Here is an 18,339-nt window from a genome sequence, read left to right as displayed (position 1 = left end):
TTCGTCGGGCCAGCGAACGCAATAGGGCGCGGCGCATTATCCTGCTATCGCAGCGGGATGACGATATCGCATCCTGCCCCCACCGATGCCCGTGTCGAGGAACGTGCCGCAGTCGACGCCGCGACCTTTGCCGCCGAGATCGCCCTGCGCGACGCGCCGATCGTGTTGCGCGGCCAGGTCGCGCACTGGGCCAGCGTCCGGGCTGCGGCGGGTGGCGATCGCGCGACGGCGGCGTATCTGACCGGGCTCGGCGATGGCGGCAAGCCGATGGAGGTGCTGATCGGCGGCCCGGCGTTCGGTGGCAAATTCTTCTATCGCGGCGATAATCTGGAAGGGTTCAACTTCCACCGCGAAAAGGCGCCGCTCGGCGTGTTGCTGAGCGAATTGCTGCGCCTGTCGGACGTCCCCGAAGCCGAGCGGCATATCCTCTATGCGAACGCGGCGACCGCGCCCGAGCATCTGCCGGGATGGGCGGCGGCGAACCCGCTCGAACTGCCGATGGGCGGGGCGACGCCGCGGCTGTGGATCGGCAACGGATCGCAGACCGCGACGCATTATGACGGGTCGACCAATCTCGCCTGCGTGGTCGCTGGCGAGCGGCGGTTCACGCTGTTTCCCCCCGATCAGGTCGGCAATCTCTATCTGGGGCCGCTCGACCGGACGCTGGCGGGGCCGCCTTCGAGCATGGTCGATCCGCTTGCGCCCGATCTGGAGCGGTATCCGCGCTATGCCGAGGCGCTCGGCCACGCGGTGGTGGCCGATCTTGGGCCGGGCGACGCGATCTTCATCCCGGCGATCTGGTGGCACCACGTCCAGGCGTTCGGGACGCTCAACGTGCTGTGCAACTATTGGCGCGCCTATGATTCGAGCGTGTCGGCGTTCCATGCGGTGGTGCACGCGATGATGGCGGTGCGCGACCTGCCCGCGGCGGAGAAGGCGGGCTGGCGCGCGTGGTTCGAACATTATGTCTTCGCGGACGAGGCGAGTGCGGCGGGCGATCATCTGCCCGCGCCCGCACGCGGCGTACTGGGCCCGGCCAGCCAGGACCGGACCGAGCGGATCCGCGGCTATCTGCTGAAATCGCTCCAGCGCCGCTGAGCGTCAGTCGCTGTCGAGATAGGCGGCGACCCAGACGAGCGGCGCGTTCCAGTTGATCGCCACCTCGTTCAGCGCATAGGCGTTGATGTCGTCCGCCCAGCAGCGTTGCGGCGCGCACCGGCCCTTCAGTTTCACGGCGACCGGATCGACCATCGCGCTGTTATTGGGGCCGCCCGACACCACCCCCGGCGGCGGCGGTGGCGAAGATGCCGACAGCTGATGCGCCCAGAACCGGTGATGCGGGTTGGTCAGCGGCTTCCAGCCGGTCCCCGAGACATAGGATTGGCCCAGCGGATTGCGGCCGAGGATATAATCGGCCGCATCGACGACGCCGGCGCGGTAGCGCGCATCGCCGGTGAAACGCTGTGCGAGGCCAAGCAGCATCGCGCGGTTGAGAATGCTGGAATTCGACCCCCAGCTATAGGTCTGCGACGCGTAGGGGATGCGGTAGCCGGCGCGCGCGGTTTCGGCGAGGAAGCCGTCGGCGGTCGCGACGATCGCCGCACGTGCGCCATCGCGGATCATCGCGGGAACGCCGCTTGCGGTCGCGAGCGTGATCATGCCGAGTGGTGCGACGCTGGCCCAGCCGGGTTCGCCGGTCGCGCCGGTCGGCAGCGCTGCGCGGTAGGCGGTATCGCCGGTCGTCGCGAACAGCTCGGCTGCAGCCCAGGCGCGTTCGTCGTCGAGCGTCTCGTCGCCATAGCCGCCGCTGCCGGTGAAGCCCTGCGCCGCGAAGATCGTGGGGTTGCGCTGCGCGGCGGTCCAGGCGGCGCGCGCGGCGGCAAGGCACCGCGCGGCAAAGGCGGGATCGATCGGCTGCCACAGCCGCGCGGCCTGCGCTGCAACCGCGGCAAGATTCAGCGTTGCCGCGGTCGAGGGCGGGTAGAGGAGCCGCGGTTCTTTGTCGTCGGCGGGTGCGGTCGGCAATGTCGTCCAGCGCGCGTCGGCGACCTTGTGATGCGCCATGCCGCCCGCGTCGACCGGAGTCAGCGCAAGCCTGCCGGAGCGATCATGCGGGCCGACGGGGAGTGCGGCGCGGGTGCCCGCGGGGACTTGCATCCGCAGCATCCACTCGACCTCCCACCGCGCCTCGTCGAGCAGGTCGTCGCGGCGGTTGCCGGCTTCTGGCAGCCGCGCCTGACCGTCGGCGAACACGCGACGCGCAAGCCCGGTCTCGTAGAGATTCTGCAGCGTCCACACCGCGATGCCGCCGTTGACGACATATTTGCCGTGGTCGCCCGCGTCGTACCAGCCGCCGGTGACGTCGAGCGTATAGGGGCAGCCGGGCCAGACATTGCCCTTCTCGTCCGCGCCCGAAAAACAGGTGGCGACCTCGCGCGGATGTCCGGCCGCGCGGGCCCAGCGGGCACCGGCCCAGCGCGCGTCGATCGGCGTGCCGGCGCGCTGCTGGTAGAAGAAGTTGAGCGCGTTCAGCGCGAGCGGGGCGTAGACGTCGCGGCCGACGCGGAAGCGGCCGCTTTCGGTCCCGTCGACGCGCAGCCGGTAGTTGCCCGGGCGGGTGAGCGCGGTGAAGCGCGCGACATGGACATGATCGCCCGACGCCGCGTCGTCACCGCCGACGCTGGTGCGTCCCGTCAGCAGGGTCTTGCCGGCGTCGTCGACCACCACCCAGTCGAGCGGCCGAGTCGCGTGATCGGCGACGATCGCAAGCTTGGGGTCTTCGGGACGGAAGCCGAGCTGGTTGAGGTTGATGACGGCCGCGGCAAGGAAGAGGGCGATGGGCATCAGATTGTCCTGTCCTGGCCCAACCGTGCCAGCGCGTCGGCATGGGGGGGCATGTGCGTCAGCGAGGTGGCGACGACGCGTTCTATCTGAGCGAGCCGCTTTGCCGCGATGGCGATCGGCAGCGCGTCGCAGATTGGGTCATGGCCGGTCACGGGTGCGTCCTGTCCGGTCAGCAGAGCAAGCCAGCTGACCTCGTTGAACAGCTCGTCCGCTTCGCGGAAGATGCGTCCGCCGGCGCGGAACAGAGCGAGCTTTTCGGCGAGGCCATCCGGGATCGGCGCCGCCGCGCGCTCGCGCCAGAAGGGTTCGGTGCGGGCATTGAGGTGATAATGCGCGACGAGGAAGTCGCGGATCCGGACGAACTCGCCGGTCATCGTGCGATTATATCGGTCGACGATCGCCTGGGCAGGGGGGCCGCCCGCCGGAAGCATTCGCAACAGATGCTGAAGCCCGCTCTGCACCAGATGAATGCTGGTCGATTCCAGTGGCTCCATGAACCCCGCCGCCAGGCCGAGCGCGATGCAGTTGCCGCTCCAGAGCCGAGTGCGGTGCCCGGTGGCGAAGCGGATCACGCGCGGGTCGGCCAGTGCCTCACCGTGCAGCCCGGCGAGCAGCGTCGCGGTCGCTTCGTCCTCGCTGCAGTGGCGGCTGGAAAAGACATGCCCGTTGCCGGTGCGATGCTGCAGCGGGATACGCCAGCGCCAGCCGGCGGGTTCCGCGATCGCCCGCGTGAGCGCGAGCGGCGCGGCGTCGGCGGCCGAAGGGACGGCGACCGCACGATCGCACGGCAACCACTGCGACCAATCGGTCCAGCCCGCCTGCAGCGCGCCCTCGATCAGCAGCGCGCGAAACCCGGTGCAGTCGAGGAACAGGTCGCCCTCGATACGGCTGCCGTCGGCGAGATGGACCGCGGCAATTCCGGCGGGGCCACGCTCGACGCGGTCGACCCGGCCCTCGCGCCGGACGACGCCGTGTGCCTCGGCCTGCGCGCGCAGGAACGCGGCGTAGCGGCCTGCGTCGAAATGATAGGCATAGCCGATCCGCGACAGCGGTGAATCACCGTTCGCGATCGGGCGCGAGAAGCGGCCGGCTTCGGCGGCGCGGGCTTCGAGCGAATAGGCGCCGAGCGCGTCGGCGGCCCCCGCCTGGCGCGCGCGCAGCCACTGCGCGGCGAACGGCACGCCGGCGATGTCGGTCCCGATCTGGCCGAACGGATGGACGTAGGATTCACCCGGGCGCGTCCACCCCTCGAAGCGGATCCCGAGCTTGTAGCTGCCGCCGGTCGCACGGAGGAATGCGTCCTCGTCGATCCCGAGCATCGCGTGAAAGGTGCGGATCGGCGGGATCGTTGCCTCGCCGACGCCGATCGTGGCGATGTCGTCCGATTCCACGAGCGTCACGCGCGTCCCGGCCGGGCCCAGCAGGCGGCCAAACGCGACCGCAGCCATCCAGCCCGCGGTACCACCGCCAACGATCACGACCGATCCGAGTGTGCCGGTCATGCGCGCACCCGCGTCGGGCAAATGCGGGCGAGATAGTCCTCGTGCCGGGGCATTCGCGATGCGGCATCGGCAAACATCGCGCGCAGCCGGTCGAACCGTGCATCGACCTCGCGTGCGTCGACTGCGTCGGCCAGCCGGTCCCAGCCGTCGGGAACGATGCCCTGGCCCAGCAGCACCGCGACCCAGCTCACCTCCGCGAACAGATCGTCCTCCCAGCGGAACAGCCGTCCGCGGCGACGCCACAAGGCGAATTTCTCGCTCAGGCTGTCGGGGATCGCCCGCGCCCGCGTCTCGCGCCAGAACGGCGAATCCTCGCGGCGCGTCGCATGGTAATGGAGGATGAGGAAGTCGCGGACCTGGTCGAACTGAGTCGCTGCCAGCCGATTATAGGTGTCGATCTCGACCGGCGAGAAGCCCTGGTCGGGAAACAAGGCGAGCAGTTTCGAGATGCCGGTCTGGACCATGTGGATGCTGGTCGATTCGAGCGGTTCGGTAAAACCGGACGCAAGGCCGAGCGCGACGACGTTGCCGATCCACTGCTTGCGCCGCCGTCCCGCGGTAAAGCGCAGCAGGCGTGGTTCGGCGAGCGGGGTGCCGTCGACCCCGGCGTGCAGCGTCGCCGCGGCCTCATCGTCCGAACAATGCGCGCTGCTGTAGACATAGCCGTTGCCGGTGCGGTGCTGCAGCGGGATGCGCCATTGCCAGCCGGCCGCGCGCGCGGTCGAGCGGGTATAGGGGGTGATCGCCGCGCCGGCGTTCGCGGTCGGCATCGCGACGGCCCGATCGCAGGGAAGCCAGTGCGTCCAGTCCTCATAGCCTGCGCCCAGCGTCTGCTCGATCAGCAGGCCGCGGAACCCCGAACAGTCGAGGAACAGGTCGCCTTCGATGACGCGGTCGCCGGCCAGCGTGACGTGGCGGACATGGCCGGTCTCGCCGTCGAGCGCCACATCGACGACATCGCCTTCGACGCGCACGACACCGTCGCGCTCGGCGCGGCCACGCAGGAAGCGTGCATAGAGGCCCGCATCGAAATGATAGGCGTGCGCCATCTGCGACAGCACCGACGCCGGGTCGGGCGAGGGGGGCATGAACCGCCCCGCGCGTGCGGCGACCGCGCACAGTGAATAGGCCTCGATATCCTCGACGACCCCGGCGGCGCGGCGACGACGCCAATATTGGTGGAAGCGCACACCCTCGATATCGAAACCGAACCCGCCAAAGGGATGCAGATAGCGCTCGCCAAGCGCACCCCAGTCGACGAACTCGATCCCGAGCTTGAAGCTCCCCGCGGTCGCGGCGAGGAATTCGGCTTCGTCGATTCCCAGCATCGCGTTGAAGCCGCGGATCGGCGGGATCGTTGCTTCGCCGACGCCGACCGTGCCGATCGCGTCGGATTCGACCAGGGTGATGCTCGCCCCGGTCGGGATCAGCCGGGCGAGCGCGGCCGCCGCCATCCAGCCGGCCGTACCGCCGCCGACGATGACGATGTGGCGGACGGGCGCGCCGATCGTCATGCGCGCGCCCGCAACGCGGCCATCGCCTGCGCATAAGGGGGAAGCGCGCGGACCTGCGCGATGACCCGCGCACGCTGCTCGGCCAGATGCCGCTCGATCGCCGCCAGCGGCACTATGTCCGCGCGCGCATCGTAACGGCGCGGCATGAGGCCCATCGCGTCGAACATCACCGCCCAATCCTCTTCCTCGAACACTTCGTCGTCATACATCGGCAACCGCCCGCGCGCCGCAAACAGATCGTGTTTGGCCGCCAGTGGTCCGGGTAGCGATGCCGCGCGGCGGTCGTCCCACAGCGCGCCCGCGCGACCGGCCACGGCATAATGCGCGATCAGGAAGTCGCGCGCGCCCTGCAGCGCCCCGGCCACGGTGCGGTTGAAGGCGGCGGCTTCGACGGGTGCCTCCGGTCCGGCGGGCCAGAGCTGGATCAACTGCGCGAGCGACCGCAGCAACAGCGTCAGTGCGGTCGGGTGCAGCGGTTCGAGCAGGCCCGCGGCGGCGCCCAGTGCGACGCAATTGCCGCGCCATGCCTCGACGCGGCGCGCCGCACGGAACGGCTTGCCCGTGCCGCCCATGCTGCACGTCAGTCGCACATCCGCGCCGTCGAGCGGCCAGGTCGCCGTCCAGCCCGCGTCCTGCGCATCGACCTGCGTATAGGGCGGGGGGGCGCCCTGCGCGGACACCGTCTCGGCATGCGTGCGGTTGCAAGGCAACCAGCCGGACCAGTCCTCGGACGCGGGGCTGATACGGCTGGCGACGCGCGCGTCGGTTCCCGAACAGTCGAGGACGAGCCAGGGTTCGATCCCGGTACCGTCCGCGAGCGTCAGCCTCTCGACCATGCCGTTCGCTGCGATCTCGGCATCGACGAAGTCCGCGGACGCGCGTTCCGCCCCCGCCCGCAGCGCCGCCCCGCGCAACAGCGCTTCATAGGGCGCGACGGGCAGATGCAGCGCATGCGCAATCGGCGCTCCGGGGGCGAACCGGCCCGCCTGCGCGGCGACCGCGGACAGCGCATGATCGGCCAGCCGGACCGGGTGCCCCGCCGCGCGCAGCCGCCCGGCGAGCTGGTGAAACGCGATGCCCTCGAGCGGCGCACCGGTCTCGCCATAGGACAGGAACGCCGCCGCGCCGTCGGCCCGCCAGCCGCCGAACGCGACGCCCAGCGCATGGCCACCGCCCGTCATCCGGACCAGCGTCGCCGCATCAAGACCGAGATCGGCATGGAAGCCCGCGAGCGCCGGCGGCACCGCGATCACCGGTGCGAAATCGCCCAGGCCATCGCCGCCGGTGCCGTCGTCGATCACCACCACGCGGTAGGACGTGCGTGGCAAGCGCCGCGCCAGCGCCGCCGCGGCGATCCAGCCGCACAGGTTCGCGCCCAGCACAGCGATCGTAGCTGTCACGCGGCAGCTCCGATCCGCGCAAGATAGTCCGCATGCGTCGGCATCCCCTCGGCGGTGCGGCGGCAGGCGTCGGCGACCGCCGCGACGCGCGCGCGAGCGTCCGCGACGGGCAGTGCGGCGACGAGGGGGTGGATGCGTTCGGGCATGATTCGCTGGCCATAATAGACCGCGAGCCAGCTCGCCGGCAGGAACATGCCCTCGCGATATTGTTCGACGATGCCGCGATCGCGAAAGGCGGCGATCTTCCCGGCCAGCGAGGGGGGCAGGTCCATCGTCCGCATGTGGCGCCAGAACGGCGTGTCGTCGCGCTCGGTCGCGCAATAATGCAGAACCAGGAAGTCGCGGACGCGGTCATATTCCAGCGCCATCGCGCGGTTGAATTCCGCGGCATCCGCAGGGTCGAGCACGGCGTCGTTCGGGAACAGCTCGATCAGCTTGCCAATGGCCAGCTGTATCAGGTGGATGCTGGTCGACTCGAGCGGCTCGAGAAACCCGGCGGAAAGGCCGATCGCCACGCAATTGTCGATCCACTGGCGGTGCCGACGCCCGGTGCGGAATCGCAGCATCCGCGGCTCGGCCAGCACCTCGCCTTCGAGATTGTCGAGCAGCACCGCGCGCGCGCGTTCCGGATCGGTGAAGCGGGTCGAGAAGACATGACCGTTCCCGGTGCGATGCTGCAGCGGGATCCGCCATTGCCAGCCGGCGTCGCGCGCGGTGGCGCGGGTATAGGGGACGAGAGCTCCGGCGTTCGCCGTCGGGACCGCCCAGGCCGCGTCGCAGGGCAGCCAGTGCGCCCAATCCTCGTGTCCCGCCTTCAGGGCGCCTTCGATCAGCAAGGCGCGGAACCCCGAACAGTCGACGAACAGATCGCCCTCGATCCGCTGTCCGTCCGCCAGGCGAAGCGCCGCGATACCGCTCGGGCCCCGTTCGACGTGCTCGACGCGGCCCTCGATCCGCGTCACGCCGCGGGCTTCGGCATAGTCGCGCAGATATGCGGCATAAAGCCCGGCATCGAACTGATACGCATAGGAATAGGTCGACCCGACCGATCGCGGATCGTCGAGCGGCGGCGTGAACCGCCCGGCACGCGCCGCGACGATCGGGAGCGAGCACGCGGCGAGCGCGGGCGTCTCATCCGGCCTGCCCCGGGTCGCGTGAAGCCAATGCTGATGGAACGGCAGTCCGTCGATATCATGCCCGAAATCGCCGAACGGATGGATGTAGCTGTCGCCGATCCGACCCCAATCGCAGAACTCGATGCCCAGCTTGAACGTCGCCTTGGTACGCCGGACAAAATCGGCTTCGTCGATACCCAGTCTTTGATTGAAGAAACGGATGTGCGGCACCGTGGCCTCACCGACACCGACGGTGCCGATCTCCTCGGACTCGACCAGCGTGATGTCGGCCAGCCGTGCCGCGGACGGCGTACCGGTCGTGAGGCTGAGCGTCGCCGCGGTCATCCAGCCCGCGGTACCGCCACCAACAATAACGATGCGTAGCCGAGCACGTTCGTCCAATTCCACCCCCCGACTATGTTGCAATCATGCAACAAGCCTAGCAATTCACTAAAAAACCGTCCGATTCAGTCTAGGCCGAACTCATCCCTCTCGCTACCAAACATTGTAAGAAAAAAGCGCTTACAAATGATAGCGCTAACACAATGAGGGGATGCCGGGAGTCATGGCCAAGTTCGAGATCACACGCGCCGCGCGTCGCGGGAACCTCCTCAAAGGTGGTGCCTCCCTGCTTGCGCTGTGCCTGGCCGCCGCGCCAAACGGCGCTCTGGCTCAGCAAGCCGATGCCGCCGCCGGCCAAACTACGCAGACGCCGAACGCAGCAGCGCGTACCGCATCTTCTGATCGCGCTGCGGTAACCGTGGCCGGGGCGCCCCAGGCGGGCGCGGCACAGCCCTCCGCCAACGGGCAGGTGCCCTCGGGCGGTGCCGAGGTGACGCAGGCCGAGCAGTCGACCGCAACGCCGCAGGACGAAGCCGCCGATCAGGACATCGTCGTCACCGGCATCCGCCAGAGCCTGAAGAGTGCGCAGGCGATCAAGCGCAATTCCGAAGTCGTGGGCGATTCGATCTCGTCCGAAGACATCGGCGCGCTGCCCGATCGTTCGGTCACCGAAGCGCTGCAGCGCGTGCCTGGCGTGTCGATCAGCCGCTTCTCGGCCGGTGCCGATCCCGATCACTTCGCGACCGAAGGGTCGGGCGTCACCGTCCGCGGCCTCAGCTACACGCGCTCCGAGATCAACGGCCGCGATTCGTTCAGCGCAAACAACGGCCGCGGCCTGTCCTTCGCCGACGTGCCCGCCGAACTGCTTGGCGGCGTCGACGTGTTCAAGAGCCCGTCCGCCGACATGATCGAAGGCGGCATCGGCGGCTCGGTCAATCTGCGCACGCGCCTGCCGTTCGATTCCACCGGACTGGTGCTGGGCGGGACGCTCGAGAACAATTACGGCGATTTCGTCAAGAAGTCGGCACCGACGGTCTCGGTGCTCGGCAGCAATCGCTGGGAAACCGGCATCGGCGACTTCGGCATCCTCGCCAGTTTCGTGCGCTCGCAGGTCCGCAGCCGCGCCGACAGCGTGCAGATCTCGAACTGGGGCGAGCGCGTGATCGGCGCCGACGGGTCGCTGTTGCAGCCGGTCGACGCGACCACCGGCGTGGTCAACACCGGCCGCACCGTCTACGTGCCCCGCGGCGCGGCGATCCGCAGCCAGGAGTTCAACCGCACGCGCTACGGCTATTCGGCCGCCGGCCAGTGGCGCAGTCCCGACAAGTCGATGACCGCGACCGCGCAGTTCCTGCGGACCGACTCGCGCGAGGCGTGGACCGAGAATTCGATCGAGGTCGCGACCGACAACGTGCTGGCGGCAGGCGACACGCAGCCCTTCCCCGGCACCAGCTTTGCCTATGACGACGATAACGTCTTCACCAGCGGGATCATCACCGGCCCGAACGGCTATCGCGCCGACCAGGATCCGGCGAACGGCGGCGATCAGCGTACGCCGAGCAACGGCCTGCAGAGCAACAACATCTCGCGCGGCAACCAGTCGCGCTTCCGCACCAACGACGCCAGCTTCAACCTGAAGTGGCAGGCGACGAACCGGCTCGGCATCAACCTGGACTACCAGCATGTCTGGTCGCAGGTGAAGGTCACCGACCTGACGGTCTGGGGCACGACCTTTCAGAATGCCGATATTCGTCTGGACGGGACCAACCCGGCCTATGTGAACTTCATCCCCGTGACGAACACGCCGAACAATTACCAGAACGCCGCGCACCCGAGCTATCTCGACGCGTATAACAACTTCTACCGTTCGGCGATGGACCATATCGAGGACAGCGAAGGCAACGAGGATGCTGCGCGCATCGACCTCGATTATGCCTTCCCGGAGGATAGCTGGCTGACCTCGGTCCGCGTCGGCTATCGCTTCGCCGATCGCCAGAATGAAGCGCGTTCGACCGGCTATAACTGGGGCGTGCTCAGCGAGATCTGGGGCGGCGGCAACAACCAGGATAACGCAGCGGCGCCGACTGGCCCGGGTGGCCCGGTCTGGTTCGATCGGCCGATCGACGGCAATCCCGTCACGCGCAACACGGGCAATCTCGGCCCGCAGCAGGCATTCCTTTACGACAACTTCTTCCGCGGCAAGGCGAACGATTCGTCGAACGGCGGGCGCGTGTTCGTGCCGGGGTCGTTCCTCCAGGATTATGGTGCGGCGACGCAGGCGATCAGCCAGATCGCGCAGGAATGGCGCAACTTCACGAGCAACCTGTCGGGCGCCAATGGCTGGGTGCCGCTGGCGGGCCGTGCCGGTGTCGTCGCCGGAACGCCGTTCCTGCCGGGTGAGATCAATCCGGTCAGCGAGCGCAACAACGCGGTCTATGCGATGGCGCGCTTTGGCAACGACCTGTCGAACGGCTGGAACCTGAGCGGCAATATCGGTGTGCGGTACACCAAGACGGACCGCGTCTCGTCGGGCTTCTTTGCCTTCCCGCAACAGTCGTTCAGCTGCGTCGCGCCGACCGACGGGCAACCGGTCTCGCGGTTCTGCGCGTTGCCGCAAGCCGTACGCGATGCCGCGGCGGCGTTCCAGAACGGCAGCACGACGCCCAACGACGCCAAGCTGAGTTACGACTATTTCCTGCCGAGCTTCAACGTGAAGCTGGCGATGGGCGGTGGTCTTCAGTTCCGCGCGGCGTTCACCAAGAGCGTCGCTCCGCCAGATTTCGGGCTGACCCGGTCCTATTATAACATCAATCTGAACACGAGCGACCAGACGATCCTGTTCAACGGCGCGCCGGTTGCCACCTTCCAGGTCGGCAACCCGTTTCTGAAGCCGGTCCGTGCGGACAATTACGATGTGACCGCGGAATGGTATTTCTCGAATGTCGGCCAGCTCACGCTGTCGCTGTTCAAGAAGGACCTGTATGGCGTGCAGACCAACAGCCTGCAGCGTCAGAGCTTCACCAACAACGGCGCGACATTCGACGGGATCATCACGACCCCGCTGAACTCGACCGAGACGGGTCGCGTGAAGGGGTTCGAGGTCGGCTATCAGCAGACCTATGATTTCCTGCCCGGGTTCCTGAGCGGGTTCGGTCTCGCGGCCAATTTCACCTACGTGAAGTCGTCGGGCGTGTCGCAGCAGAATCTCGACTCCGACGATCCCAACGTCACCGCGGGTATCATCTCCAACGTCGACACCAGCGGGCTGCCGTTGCAGGGGCTGTCGAAATACCAGTTCAACTTCGCGCCCTTCTATCAGCGTAACGGGCTCGAAGTGCGCGCCGCGTATAACTGGCGGTCCAAGAACCTGCTGACGATCCGCGACGTGATCGTGCCGAACTCGCCGGTCTACGCGGAGAAATACGGGCAGCTCGACGCCTCGATCTTCTACGCGGTGACGCCAGCGATCAAGATGGGGTTCCAGGGCGTCAACCTGACCAATTCGATCACGCGCACGTCATATGTGATCAACGATGATCTGCTGACGCGGCCGCGCAACTGGTTCATCGCGGATCGCCGCTTCACCTTCTCGATCCGCGCGTCGTTCAGATAAGCGCGAAAGGGTCGGCCGGTCCGGCCGACCCTTTCGATCCTTTTCCCGTTCTCCCTCCTGGGCGCCGCGCGACAATCGCGGCGCCCTTTTTTGTCCGGGCGTCAGGTGCGGGGCGGGGCGGCAGCAAGCGCGGCGGCGATCGCCATGTACATCGGTTTGGGCTTGAACGCGGCATCATAGGGGCAGGGGCGGCGGCGGGCCTTGTCCTTGCGCGGCTCGAACCCCTCGATCCAGCTATAGCGGTCGGTCATTCCCCACAGCAGCACGTCGCGAAGCTGCGGATAGGCGAGCATCACGTCGAGATAGCCGCGCGTGAAATCGGCCACCGCCTGATCGCGGACCGTGAAGTCGGCAGGGAGTGCGTTGTCGCGGACGTCGAGTTCGGTGATCACCAGGCCATAGCCCATCGCGGTGACCGCATCGAGGAAGCGGCGCCACTCGCCCTCGAGCCCTGCGATCGTCGCGCGCGCATCGATCCCCTGCGTGACCAGGTGAGACTGTACGCCCAGCGCATCGACCGGCACGCCGCGCGCCTTGAACCCTTCGAGCAGCTTGAGCACGCCGGCGCGGTGCGTGGCGTTGCCGGGTTCCCAGCTCATATAGTCGTTATAGACCAGCTGCGCGTGCGGCGCGACGCGGCGCGCGGTGTGGAAGGCGAGGTCCAGCGTTGCCTCGGGACTGCCCAGCGCGCGCGACAAAGCGGTCTGGTACAGGCTCGCATCCTTGGGATCGACCGCCTCGTTGACGACGTCATAGCTGCGGATCCGTGTGCCATAGCGGCGGCATACCGTGGTGATATGGTCCACCAGCAGATGTTCGGCGGCGCGCGCGGGGGTTGCGCCGAAATCATGCGCTTCTTCCCAGCGCGGCATCCATTTGGGCTGATGCCACAGCAGATTATGCCCGCGCACCGGCAGTGCGTTGGCGTCCGCCCATGCCATCATCGCATCGGACCGGGTAAAGTCGAAGGCGGTCGCGCTGGGTCGCAAGGCCTGCCACTTCATCTCGTTTTCGGCGACGAGCAGACCACAATCGCGCTTGAGCAGCTCAGCATAGGCTGGATTCGCGAACGAGCCGCGATCGGCACCGGCGGCACCCCATGCGAAACTCGATCCCATCCGCATCCCCTTGGCCGCGGCGATGCCGTGCAGGCCGGTCGGTGCAGGTGCGGCCGTTCCACGGGCGCCGGCCGATACGGCAAGACCCGTCAGCATCGCCAGCCCGGTGCGTCGCGTAATTTCCACAGCACATCCTCTCTTTTATGATAGCGCTAACGCTGACGGCTTCTCCGCACCAGGTCAATCCCGAAGCCTCTGGTTTGATATGCAAACTGGATGGCCGAAGACGCAACGGTTCGGTGGCAAGAGGGCCCTGGACGTGTCTATGCAACGGGGGAAGGTGGGCCCGGTTCAATCAGCCGTTCTGCAACGACCCGCATCGCCTCGACATCCCGGCCGCAATAGAGGCGCAGGGCGGTATCAAGTTCGGCGCGGCGCTCTGGCGTAGATGCGACGTCGACCGCTTCGCGATACGCCGCGACCGCGTCGCCGCCGTCCCGTACGGCCAGCGTGGCATAATCGAGATGCGGTGCGATCGTCGGCAGGACCGCCTTGATCGACCAGCTTCCGCGCTGGTCCCGGTGGTACCAATGGTCGCGGGTGACGGGGAGCAGATCGACGATGCGCGCGGCGAGATCGTCGAGCACGGCGGCGAGATCGGGATAGGCACGCGCGAGGCGCAGCACGACGTCGCGTTCGAAACGGGCGTGCCAGGCAATGACCGCGCCGGTCCGTGGCAGTGCGGCAAGCGCCTCGGCACAGGCGCGACGCGGATCGTCGCCGCTCAGGTCGAGGAACTCGTGTCGTACGATGCCGTGGTCAGCGGCTTCGACATCCGCGACGAATTGAAACGGCACCTGCTCGTAGGGCGAGCAGCCGGGCCAGACCGGCAACGCGTTGCTGACGGTTTCGAAGTCCAGCCAGATGCGCGGATACGACCAGTCGGCCATCGCCTGCGCAGCGCCCGCGGGATCATGCTCGACCTGACCGGTCATCGTGGCGCGGTGGACGCGGCGGTCGGTGTCGGAGCGCAGATCCTCGACTGGGACGAGCGTCAGGTCGTCGATGCCGCGGCGCAGGAACGCTTTGCCTGCGCCGCGCGGCAGGATCGTCACGGGCCAGTACGGACCCGCCGGCAAACCTGCGTGGCAATAGTCGGTGAAGACACAGGTGTACGGCGCGTGGCAGTGATCGCCGACGATCGCCGCAGGTTCGCTTTGTGTAAGCAAGGCCTTGGCCGCACCGATGCGCGCGCCTTGTGTCGCCACGATCGGCGCAACCAGCGCGGTCACGTCGGTATCGACGAACAGCCCACCGCGATCCCCCGAGCGGTCCAGCGTGAAGTCCCGATCGAGGTGGCGGACGTGAACCGATGTGATGCGGAGGCCGTTGGCGGCGGCGACCCAGGCCTGAGTCGCGAGCGCGGCGAGATGGTCCGGCTTTGCCTTGGTCGAACCGCGAACGGCAATGATGCGCCAGCCGTCGCCATCCGGTTCGAGCATATCGACGATCGCCTTCACGCCGTCGTGGAAGAACTGCGCGCCCGCGATGGTCTGGCGCGTCGCAATCGCTGCGTCGGTCGCTGCTGACGCTGCCGATCGACCGGAGGCGGGGTCGATCATGACCATGTCAGGCATTTGCCGCCGCGCCTCGGCAGCAATCGCATGCGCGGTCGCCCGACGATCGGCGGCATCGTTCATCGAGCCTGCGCTGTCGGGCCGAAACGTCATCAGCCACAATTGCCGCGGGCACCGCTCGAACGCGGCGAGGCGCGATGGCGAGAGCGTGTCAGGCGACAAAATCACACCCCTCCATCGACCATCCGTCCCAGCGCATCACGAGATCCCGCGCGTCGCGCGACGTTGCGGGATCGACCGCGACCGCGTCGATCCGTTCGGACTGGCGTTCGATCAGGCCGAGCCACTTGGCGCGGACCGCCTCGACGTCCGCCGGGAGCATGTAGCGATGCCATAATCGCGCGACGCGTCGTTCGATGAAAAGGCGCTCGAGCACGTCGCGCGTGCGGTCCAACGGCAGTCCCGCATGGCTGCGCCGCAATTCGCCGACGATATGCGACGGATAGATCTCGCGGCGGGTCTTGAGCAGGTCGAGAATGGCCCGTTCGATCATCGTCTCGTCGATCGCCGTGGTAGTCGGCATGAAACCTCCGTCAAAGGATGCGGTCACCGCGCGAGCGCGATCAACTGGGCAAGACCGTTGGTACCGGTCTTGGCGACGATGGCCGCGCGGTGATCTTCGACCGTCTTGGGGCTGAGCCCGAGGATGTCGGCAACGGCCTTGTTGCTATGTCCCTGCACGAGCAGGTCGAACACCTGACGTTCGCGCGCCGACAGGGCTGCGGTTCGTGCGCGGATGCTGCGTTGGCGCCGGGACCATGCGACCCCCTCGTCAACCGCGCTGAGCAGGCGGGTTTCGTCGAGCGGCTTTTCCAGATAATCGAGGCCGCCATAGCGCCGCACCGAATCCACGGCATTCGCGGTCGTCGGCCACGCGGTCATGAAGACGATCGCAACCGCGGGGTCGATCATTCGCACGCGGTCGGCAAAGCCGAAGCCGTCGAGGTCGCCCATCATGATGTCGGTGACGATGCACAGCGCCGGTGCTTCTGCGTAGACCGACAGCAGCATGACCGGGTCGAGAAAGGGTTCGGCGGCATGACCGTGACGGCAGAGCAGCCGTGCGACAGCCGCGCCCAGGTCATGGTCGTCATCGACGACATAGACGGCGGCACGATCCGGCTGATTGGCGGGGAGTGTCATGGCTCGGCTCCGGGGCGCGGGAGGGATAGCGTCGCGCAGATGGTGCCGTCGGCGTGCGTGACACGCTCCACCGAGCCGCCATGGGCTTCGACGATCGCCCGCGCCACGAGCGCCCCGACGCCCATGCCGGGGCGTGCTTCCCGCCGATCGGGGCAGCGGTTCGCGACCATGACCACGACCCGGTCGTCGTTCTGATGGGCAGAGAGCGCGACACGACCGTCGCACGCCTGCACCGCATTGCGGACGAGATTGACGACAGCCTGCGCGAGTTCAATCTCCTGGCCGAAGACGACCAGGTCGGGATCGATGGGCGAAACCTCAACCACGACCCGCGCCGCCCTGGCCTCGGCACGGGTCAATGCCGTGACGGTCTCGACCAGCGCGGACAGGGGCAGGGCGCTCGGTTCGTCGACCGATCGACCGCCGAAACGGCGCAGCCGGCGGACCAGCGTGGACAGCGCCGCCGCCTTGCGGTCGATCAGCGCGGCGGTCTGGGCGATGTCCGGATCGGCGGCGACGGTGATCTCGTGCAGGTGCTTGGCCTCGATCGCCAGCGTCGAAAGCGGCTGGCTGATCTCGTGGATCACCGCCACCGACATTGCGCGCAACGTCTTCAGCCGTTCCGCCTGGAACAGCATGCGGTCGCGGCGCGACAGGTCGCTCTGGGCCCGCGCCTGCGCATCGGCGAAGCTGCCCGCGAGGTAGCCGACGACGACGATCGATGCGAGGCTCATGTGCAAGGCGAGCCGTTCGGCGACGGGCAGGTCGGTCGCGGTAAAGGGCAGGACGATCGCCGCCACGATCACGATCGCGCACCAGCCTGCGGTGCGGCCGAAACGCAAACCGATCCAGGCGACCGCGAGCAGCGCCGGGGCGGCGGGGACGCCCAGCCCGATCTCCGCCAGCAGCGTGCTCGCGGCGATCGCTGCGCCGAGGACGATGGCCGCTTCGGCCAGTCCGGCAAGCTGGCGCAGCGTCGGGCGGTGCAGTGCCCGGGGTCGGTCCTGCCCCGCATGGACCACCCAGAGCAAGGGCGGGGCGATCAGCAACACGCCGAGCAGGTCGCCGACGACAAAGCCCGTCAGCGATGCCACCGTCTGACGCAGGCCCGAGACGCCCGTCAATTCGGGACTGAACAAGGTCCAGGGCAGCGCCGCGATGGTCGCCGCGACCGGCGCGGTGACTGCGGCGAGGCCGAGCGGCATCGGCGCGACGCCGAGGCTCGACTGCGACCGCGCCGCGACGTGGCGGACCAGCCAGACGACGATGCCATAGGTCAGCGCGGGCCGGGCGACGCCGTTTGCCGCGGTCAGCCAGCCGGCCTGGCCCGGAACGATGATGCCGGCGATCGTCTGCACGATCAGTTCCGTCGCCATCACCGCCAGCGTCAGCCGCGGGCCACGGCTCCACAGCAGCGCCAGCCTGACGCCCGCGGCGGGATAGAGCAGCGAGTAGAAGCCCTGACCGCCCCAGCCTGCCGCGGCCTGGTGCGCGGCCGCGAACGCCGCTGCATAGCCGATGAGCCAGGGAAGGTCGGCCAGTCGTGGCACTGTTTTGCCGGCTACGGCACCGATCGAGAGGCGGGGCGGAGAGGGAGGCAGCGGCATTAAGGGCTGCCTAGCCGCATCCGGCGCCGATAGGCCATCGGGGAAATTCCCGGGTTTTCGGCGCGGCGGCGATGGCCATGATGATCGCGAGCCAGCCCCGGGAATGTATCGATGCCAGCCCATAGTGTCTCGCGATCGCGGAATCGTCACCGCGTAACGGGCGCAGCCGTACGATGACGGAAGGACCTGATCCGATTCACGAGGTGCGCGAGCTCTGGTACCAGGAGGATGGCAGCGTCATCGTCTACAGCCATCAGGTCGTGCCGCGGCAGTGGTGGAATCGCCTGACGCGGCCGATCGGCGTGATACTGATTCTGCTCGCCATCGCGTGGCCCGCATTGCTGCTATCCCATGGATGGACATGGCTGGGCCTGGCGTTTGCCATCGGCGACGTGTGCGTCATATTCGTCGGCCGCGATCTGATCCTGTGGGGGGCCAGGCGCTGGAGCGATCCGTAGGCAACCGCGCTTAGACGCGGAACCGGAATGTCTGCGCAGCAGGGTAGGTGCCCTGACGGGCTTGTGGCTCGCCAGGGCACATCAGGCAATGGCCGGCCCCCCGACC

General features: G+C 67.9%; 13 protein-coding genes. 3 read left to right on the top strand and 10 right to left on the bottom strand.

Features of this window, described 5'->3' with window-relative positions:
• The first annotated feature begins 57 nt into the window (after positions 1 to 57).
• Positions 58 to 1,098, top strand: coding sequence for a cupin-like domain-containing protein (locus IFT54_RS11635; RefSeq protein ID WP_107930180.1), 1,041 nt, complete (start codon positions 58 to 60; stop codon positions 1,096 to 1,098).
• Between the two features lie 3 nt (positions 1,099 to 1,101).
• Here the strand turns inward: IFT54_RS11635 and IFT54_RS11630 are convergent, their stop codons facing one another.
• From IFT54_RS11630 to IFT54_RS11610, 5 genes are read right to left on the bottom strand one after another with little or no spacing between them, the layout of a single operon-like run.
• Positions 1,102 to 2,844, bottom strand: a complete 1,743-nt coding sequence (locus IFT54_RS11630; RefSeq protein ID WP_192070725.1) for a glycoside hydrolase family 9 protein — start codon at positions 2,842 to 2,844, stop codon at positions 1,102 to 1,104.
• The gene (locus IFT54_RS11625; protein WP_192070724.1) at positions 2,844 to 4,346 is read right to left on the bottom strand and encodes a tryptophan halogenase family protein; all 1,503 of its coding nucleotides are present in this window, start codon (positions 4,344 to 4,346) and stop codon (positions 2,844 to 2,846) included. Before IFT54_RS11625 ends, IFT54_RS11630 begins: the two co-directional genes overlap by 1 nt.
• Positions 4,343 to 5,860: a tryptophan halogenase family protein gene (locus IFT54_RS11620; RefSeq protein ID WP_192070723.1), complete on the bottom strand. Its 1,518-nt coding sequence runs from the start codon at positions 5,858 to 5,860 to the stop codon at positions 4,343 to 4,345. Before IFT54_RS11620 ends, IFT54_RS11625 begins: the two co-directional genes overlap by 4 nt.
• On the bottom strand, positions 5,857 to 7,260 hold the full coding sequence (locus tag IFT54_RS11615; RefSeq protein WP_192070722.1) for a tryptophan 7-halogenase: 1,404 nt from the start codon (positions 7,258 to 7,260) through the stop codon (positions 5,857 to 5,859). The genes IFT54_RS11620 and IFT54_RS11615 overlap by 4 nt, the downstream gene beginning before the upstream one ends.
• A complete protein-coding gene (locus IFT54_RS11610) occupies positions 7,257 to 8,783 on the bottom strand; it encodes a tryptophan halogenase family protein (RefSeq protein WP_446740669.1) in 1,527 nt (508 codons plus the stop codon). The genes IFT54_RS11615 and IFT54_RS11610 overlap by 4 nt, the downstream gene beginning before the upstream one ends.
• A 157-nt stretch (positions 8,784 to 8,940) precedes the next feature.
• Between IFT54_RS11610 and IFT54_RS11605 the strand changes: the two genes are divergently transcribed.
• Positions 8,941 to 12,330: a TonB-dependent receptor gene (locus IFT54_RS11605; RefSeq protein WP_192070720.1), complete on the top strand. Its 3,390-nt coding sequence runs from the start codon at positions 8,941 to 8,943 to the stop codon at positions 12,328 to 12,330.
• 101 nt (positions 12,331 to 12,431) lie between these two features.
• Here the strand turns inward: IFT54_RS11605 and IFT54_RS11600 are convergent, their stop codons facing one another.
• From IFT54_RS11600 to IFT54_RS11580, 5 genes are all read right to left on the bottom strand, one after another.
• The gene (locus IFT54_RS11600) at positions 12,432 to 13,574 is read right to left on the bottom strand and encodes an endo-1,4-beta-xylanase (RefSeq protein WP_342354815.1); all 1,143 of its coding nucleotides are present in this window, start codon (positions 13,572 to 13,574) and stop codon (positions 12,432 to 12,434) included.
• Positions 13,575 to 13,711: 137 nt separating this feature from the next.
• Positions 13,712 to 15,118: a DUF2779 domain-containing protein gene (locus IFT54_RS11595; RefSeq protein WP_197984649.1), complete on the bottom strand. Its 1,407-nt coding sequence runs from the start codon at positions 15,116 to 15,118 to the stop codon at positions 13,712 to 13,714.
• A 58-nt stretch (positions 15,119 to 15,176) separates the two neighbouring features.
• Positions 15,177 to 15,548, bottom strand: a complete 372-nt coding sequence (locus IFT54_RS11590; protein WP_192070719.1) for a hypothetical protein — start codon at positions 15,546 to 15,548, stop codon at positions 15,177 to 15,179.
• A gap of 23 nt (positions 15,549 to 15,571) precedes the next feature.
• Positions 15,572 to 16,168: a response regulator transcription factor gene (locus tag IFT54_RS11585; RefSeq protein ID WP_031393582.1), complete on the bottom strand. Its 597-nt coding sequence runs from the start codon at positions 16,166 to 16,168 to the stop codon at positions 15,572 to 15,574.
• Complete coding sequence (locus IFT54_RS11580; protein ID WP_192070718.1) at positions 16,165 to 17,718, bottom strand: ATP-binding protein; 1,554 nt, start codon at positions 17,716 to 17,718, stop codon at positions 16,165 to 16,167. Before IFT54_RS11580 ends, IFT54_RS11585 begins: the two co-directional genes overlap by 4 nt.
• A 230-nt stretch (positions 17,719 to 17,948) precedes the next feature.
• On the opposite strand from IFT54_RS11580, the gene IFT54_RS11575 reads away from it, so the two are divergent.
• On the top strand, positions 17,949 to 18,233 hold the full coding sequence (locus IFT54_RS11575) for a hypothetical protein (protein WP_192070717.1): 285 nt from the start codon (positions 17,949 to 17,951) through the stop codon (positions 18,231 to 18,233).
• Positions 18,234 to 18,339 lie beyond the last annotated feature (106 nt).

The sequence above is a fragment of the Sphingomonas sp. CFBP 13714 genome (genome assembly GCF_014842205.1).
Taxonomy (GTDB): domain Bacteria; phylum Pseudomonadota; class Alphaproteobacteria; order Sphingomonadales; family Sphingomonadaceae; genus Sphingomonas; species Sphingomonas aerolata.
Note: the sequence above shows the minus strand (reverse complement) of the source record. Positions and strands in the feature narration are given on the sequence as shown.

Coding starts and splice junctions, on each gene's coding strand:
- IFT54_RS11605 (WP_192070720.1), top strand. CDS start 8,941: ATGGCCAAGTTCGAGATCACACGCGCCGCGCGTCGCGGGAACCTCCTC.
- IFT54_RS11575 (WP_192070717.1), top strand. CDS start 17,949: ATGACGGAAGGACCTGATCCGATTCACGAGGTGCGCGAGCTCTGGTAC.
- IFT54_RS11635 (WP_107930180.1), top strand. CDS start 58: ATGACGATATCGCATCCTGCCCCCACCGATGCCCGTGTCGAGGAACGT.
- IFT54_RS11585 (WP_031393582.1), bottom strand. CDS start 16,168: ATGACACTCCCCGCCAATCAGCCGGATCGTGCCGCCGTCTATGTCGTC.
- IFT54_RS11625 (WP_192070724.1), bottom strand. CDS start 4,346: ATGACCGGCACACTCGGATCGGTCGTGATCGTTGGCGGTGGTACCGCG.
- IFT54_RS11630 (WP_192070725.1), bottom strand. CDS start 2,844: ATGCCCATCGCCCTCTTCCTTGCCGCGGCCGTCATCAACCTCAACCAG.
- IFT54_RS11590 (WP_192070719.1), bottom strand. CDS start 15,548: ATGCCGACTACCACGGCGATCGACGAGACGATGATCGAACGGGCCATT.
- IFT54_RS11595 (WP_197984649.1), bottom strand. CDS start 15,118: ATGACGTTTCGGCCCGACAGCGCAGGCTCGATGAACGATGCCGCCGAT.
- IFT54_RS11620 (WP_192070723.1), bottom strand. CDS start 5,860: ATGACGATCGGCGCGCCCGTCCGCCACATCGTCATCGTCGGCGGCGGT.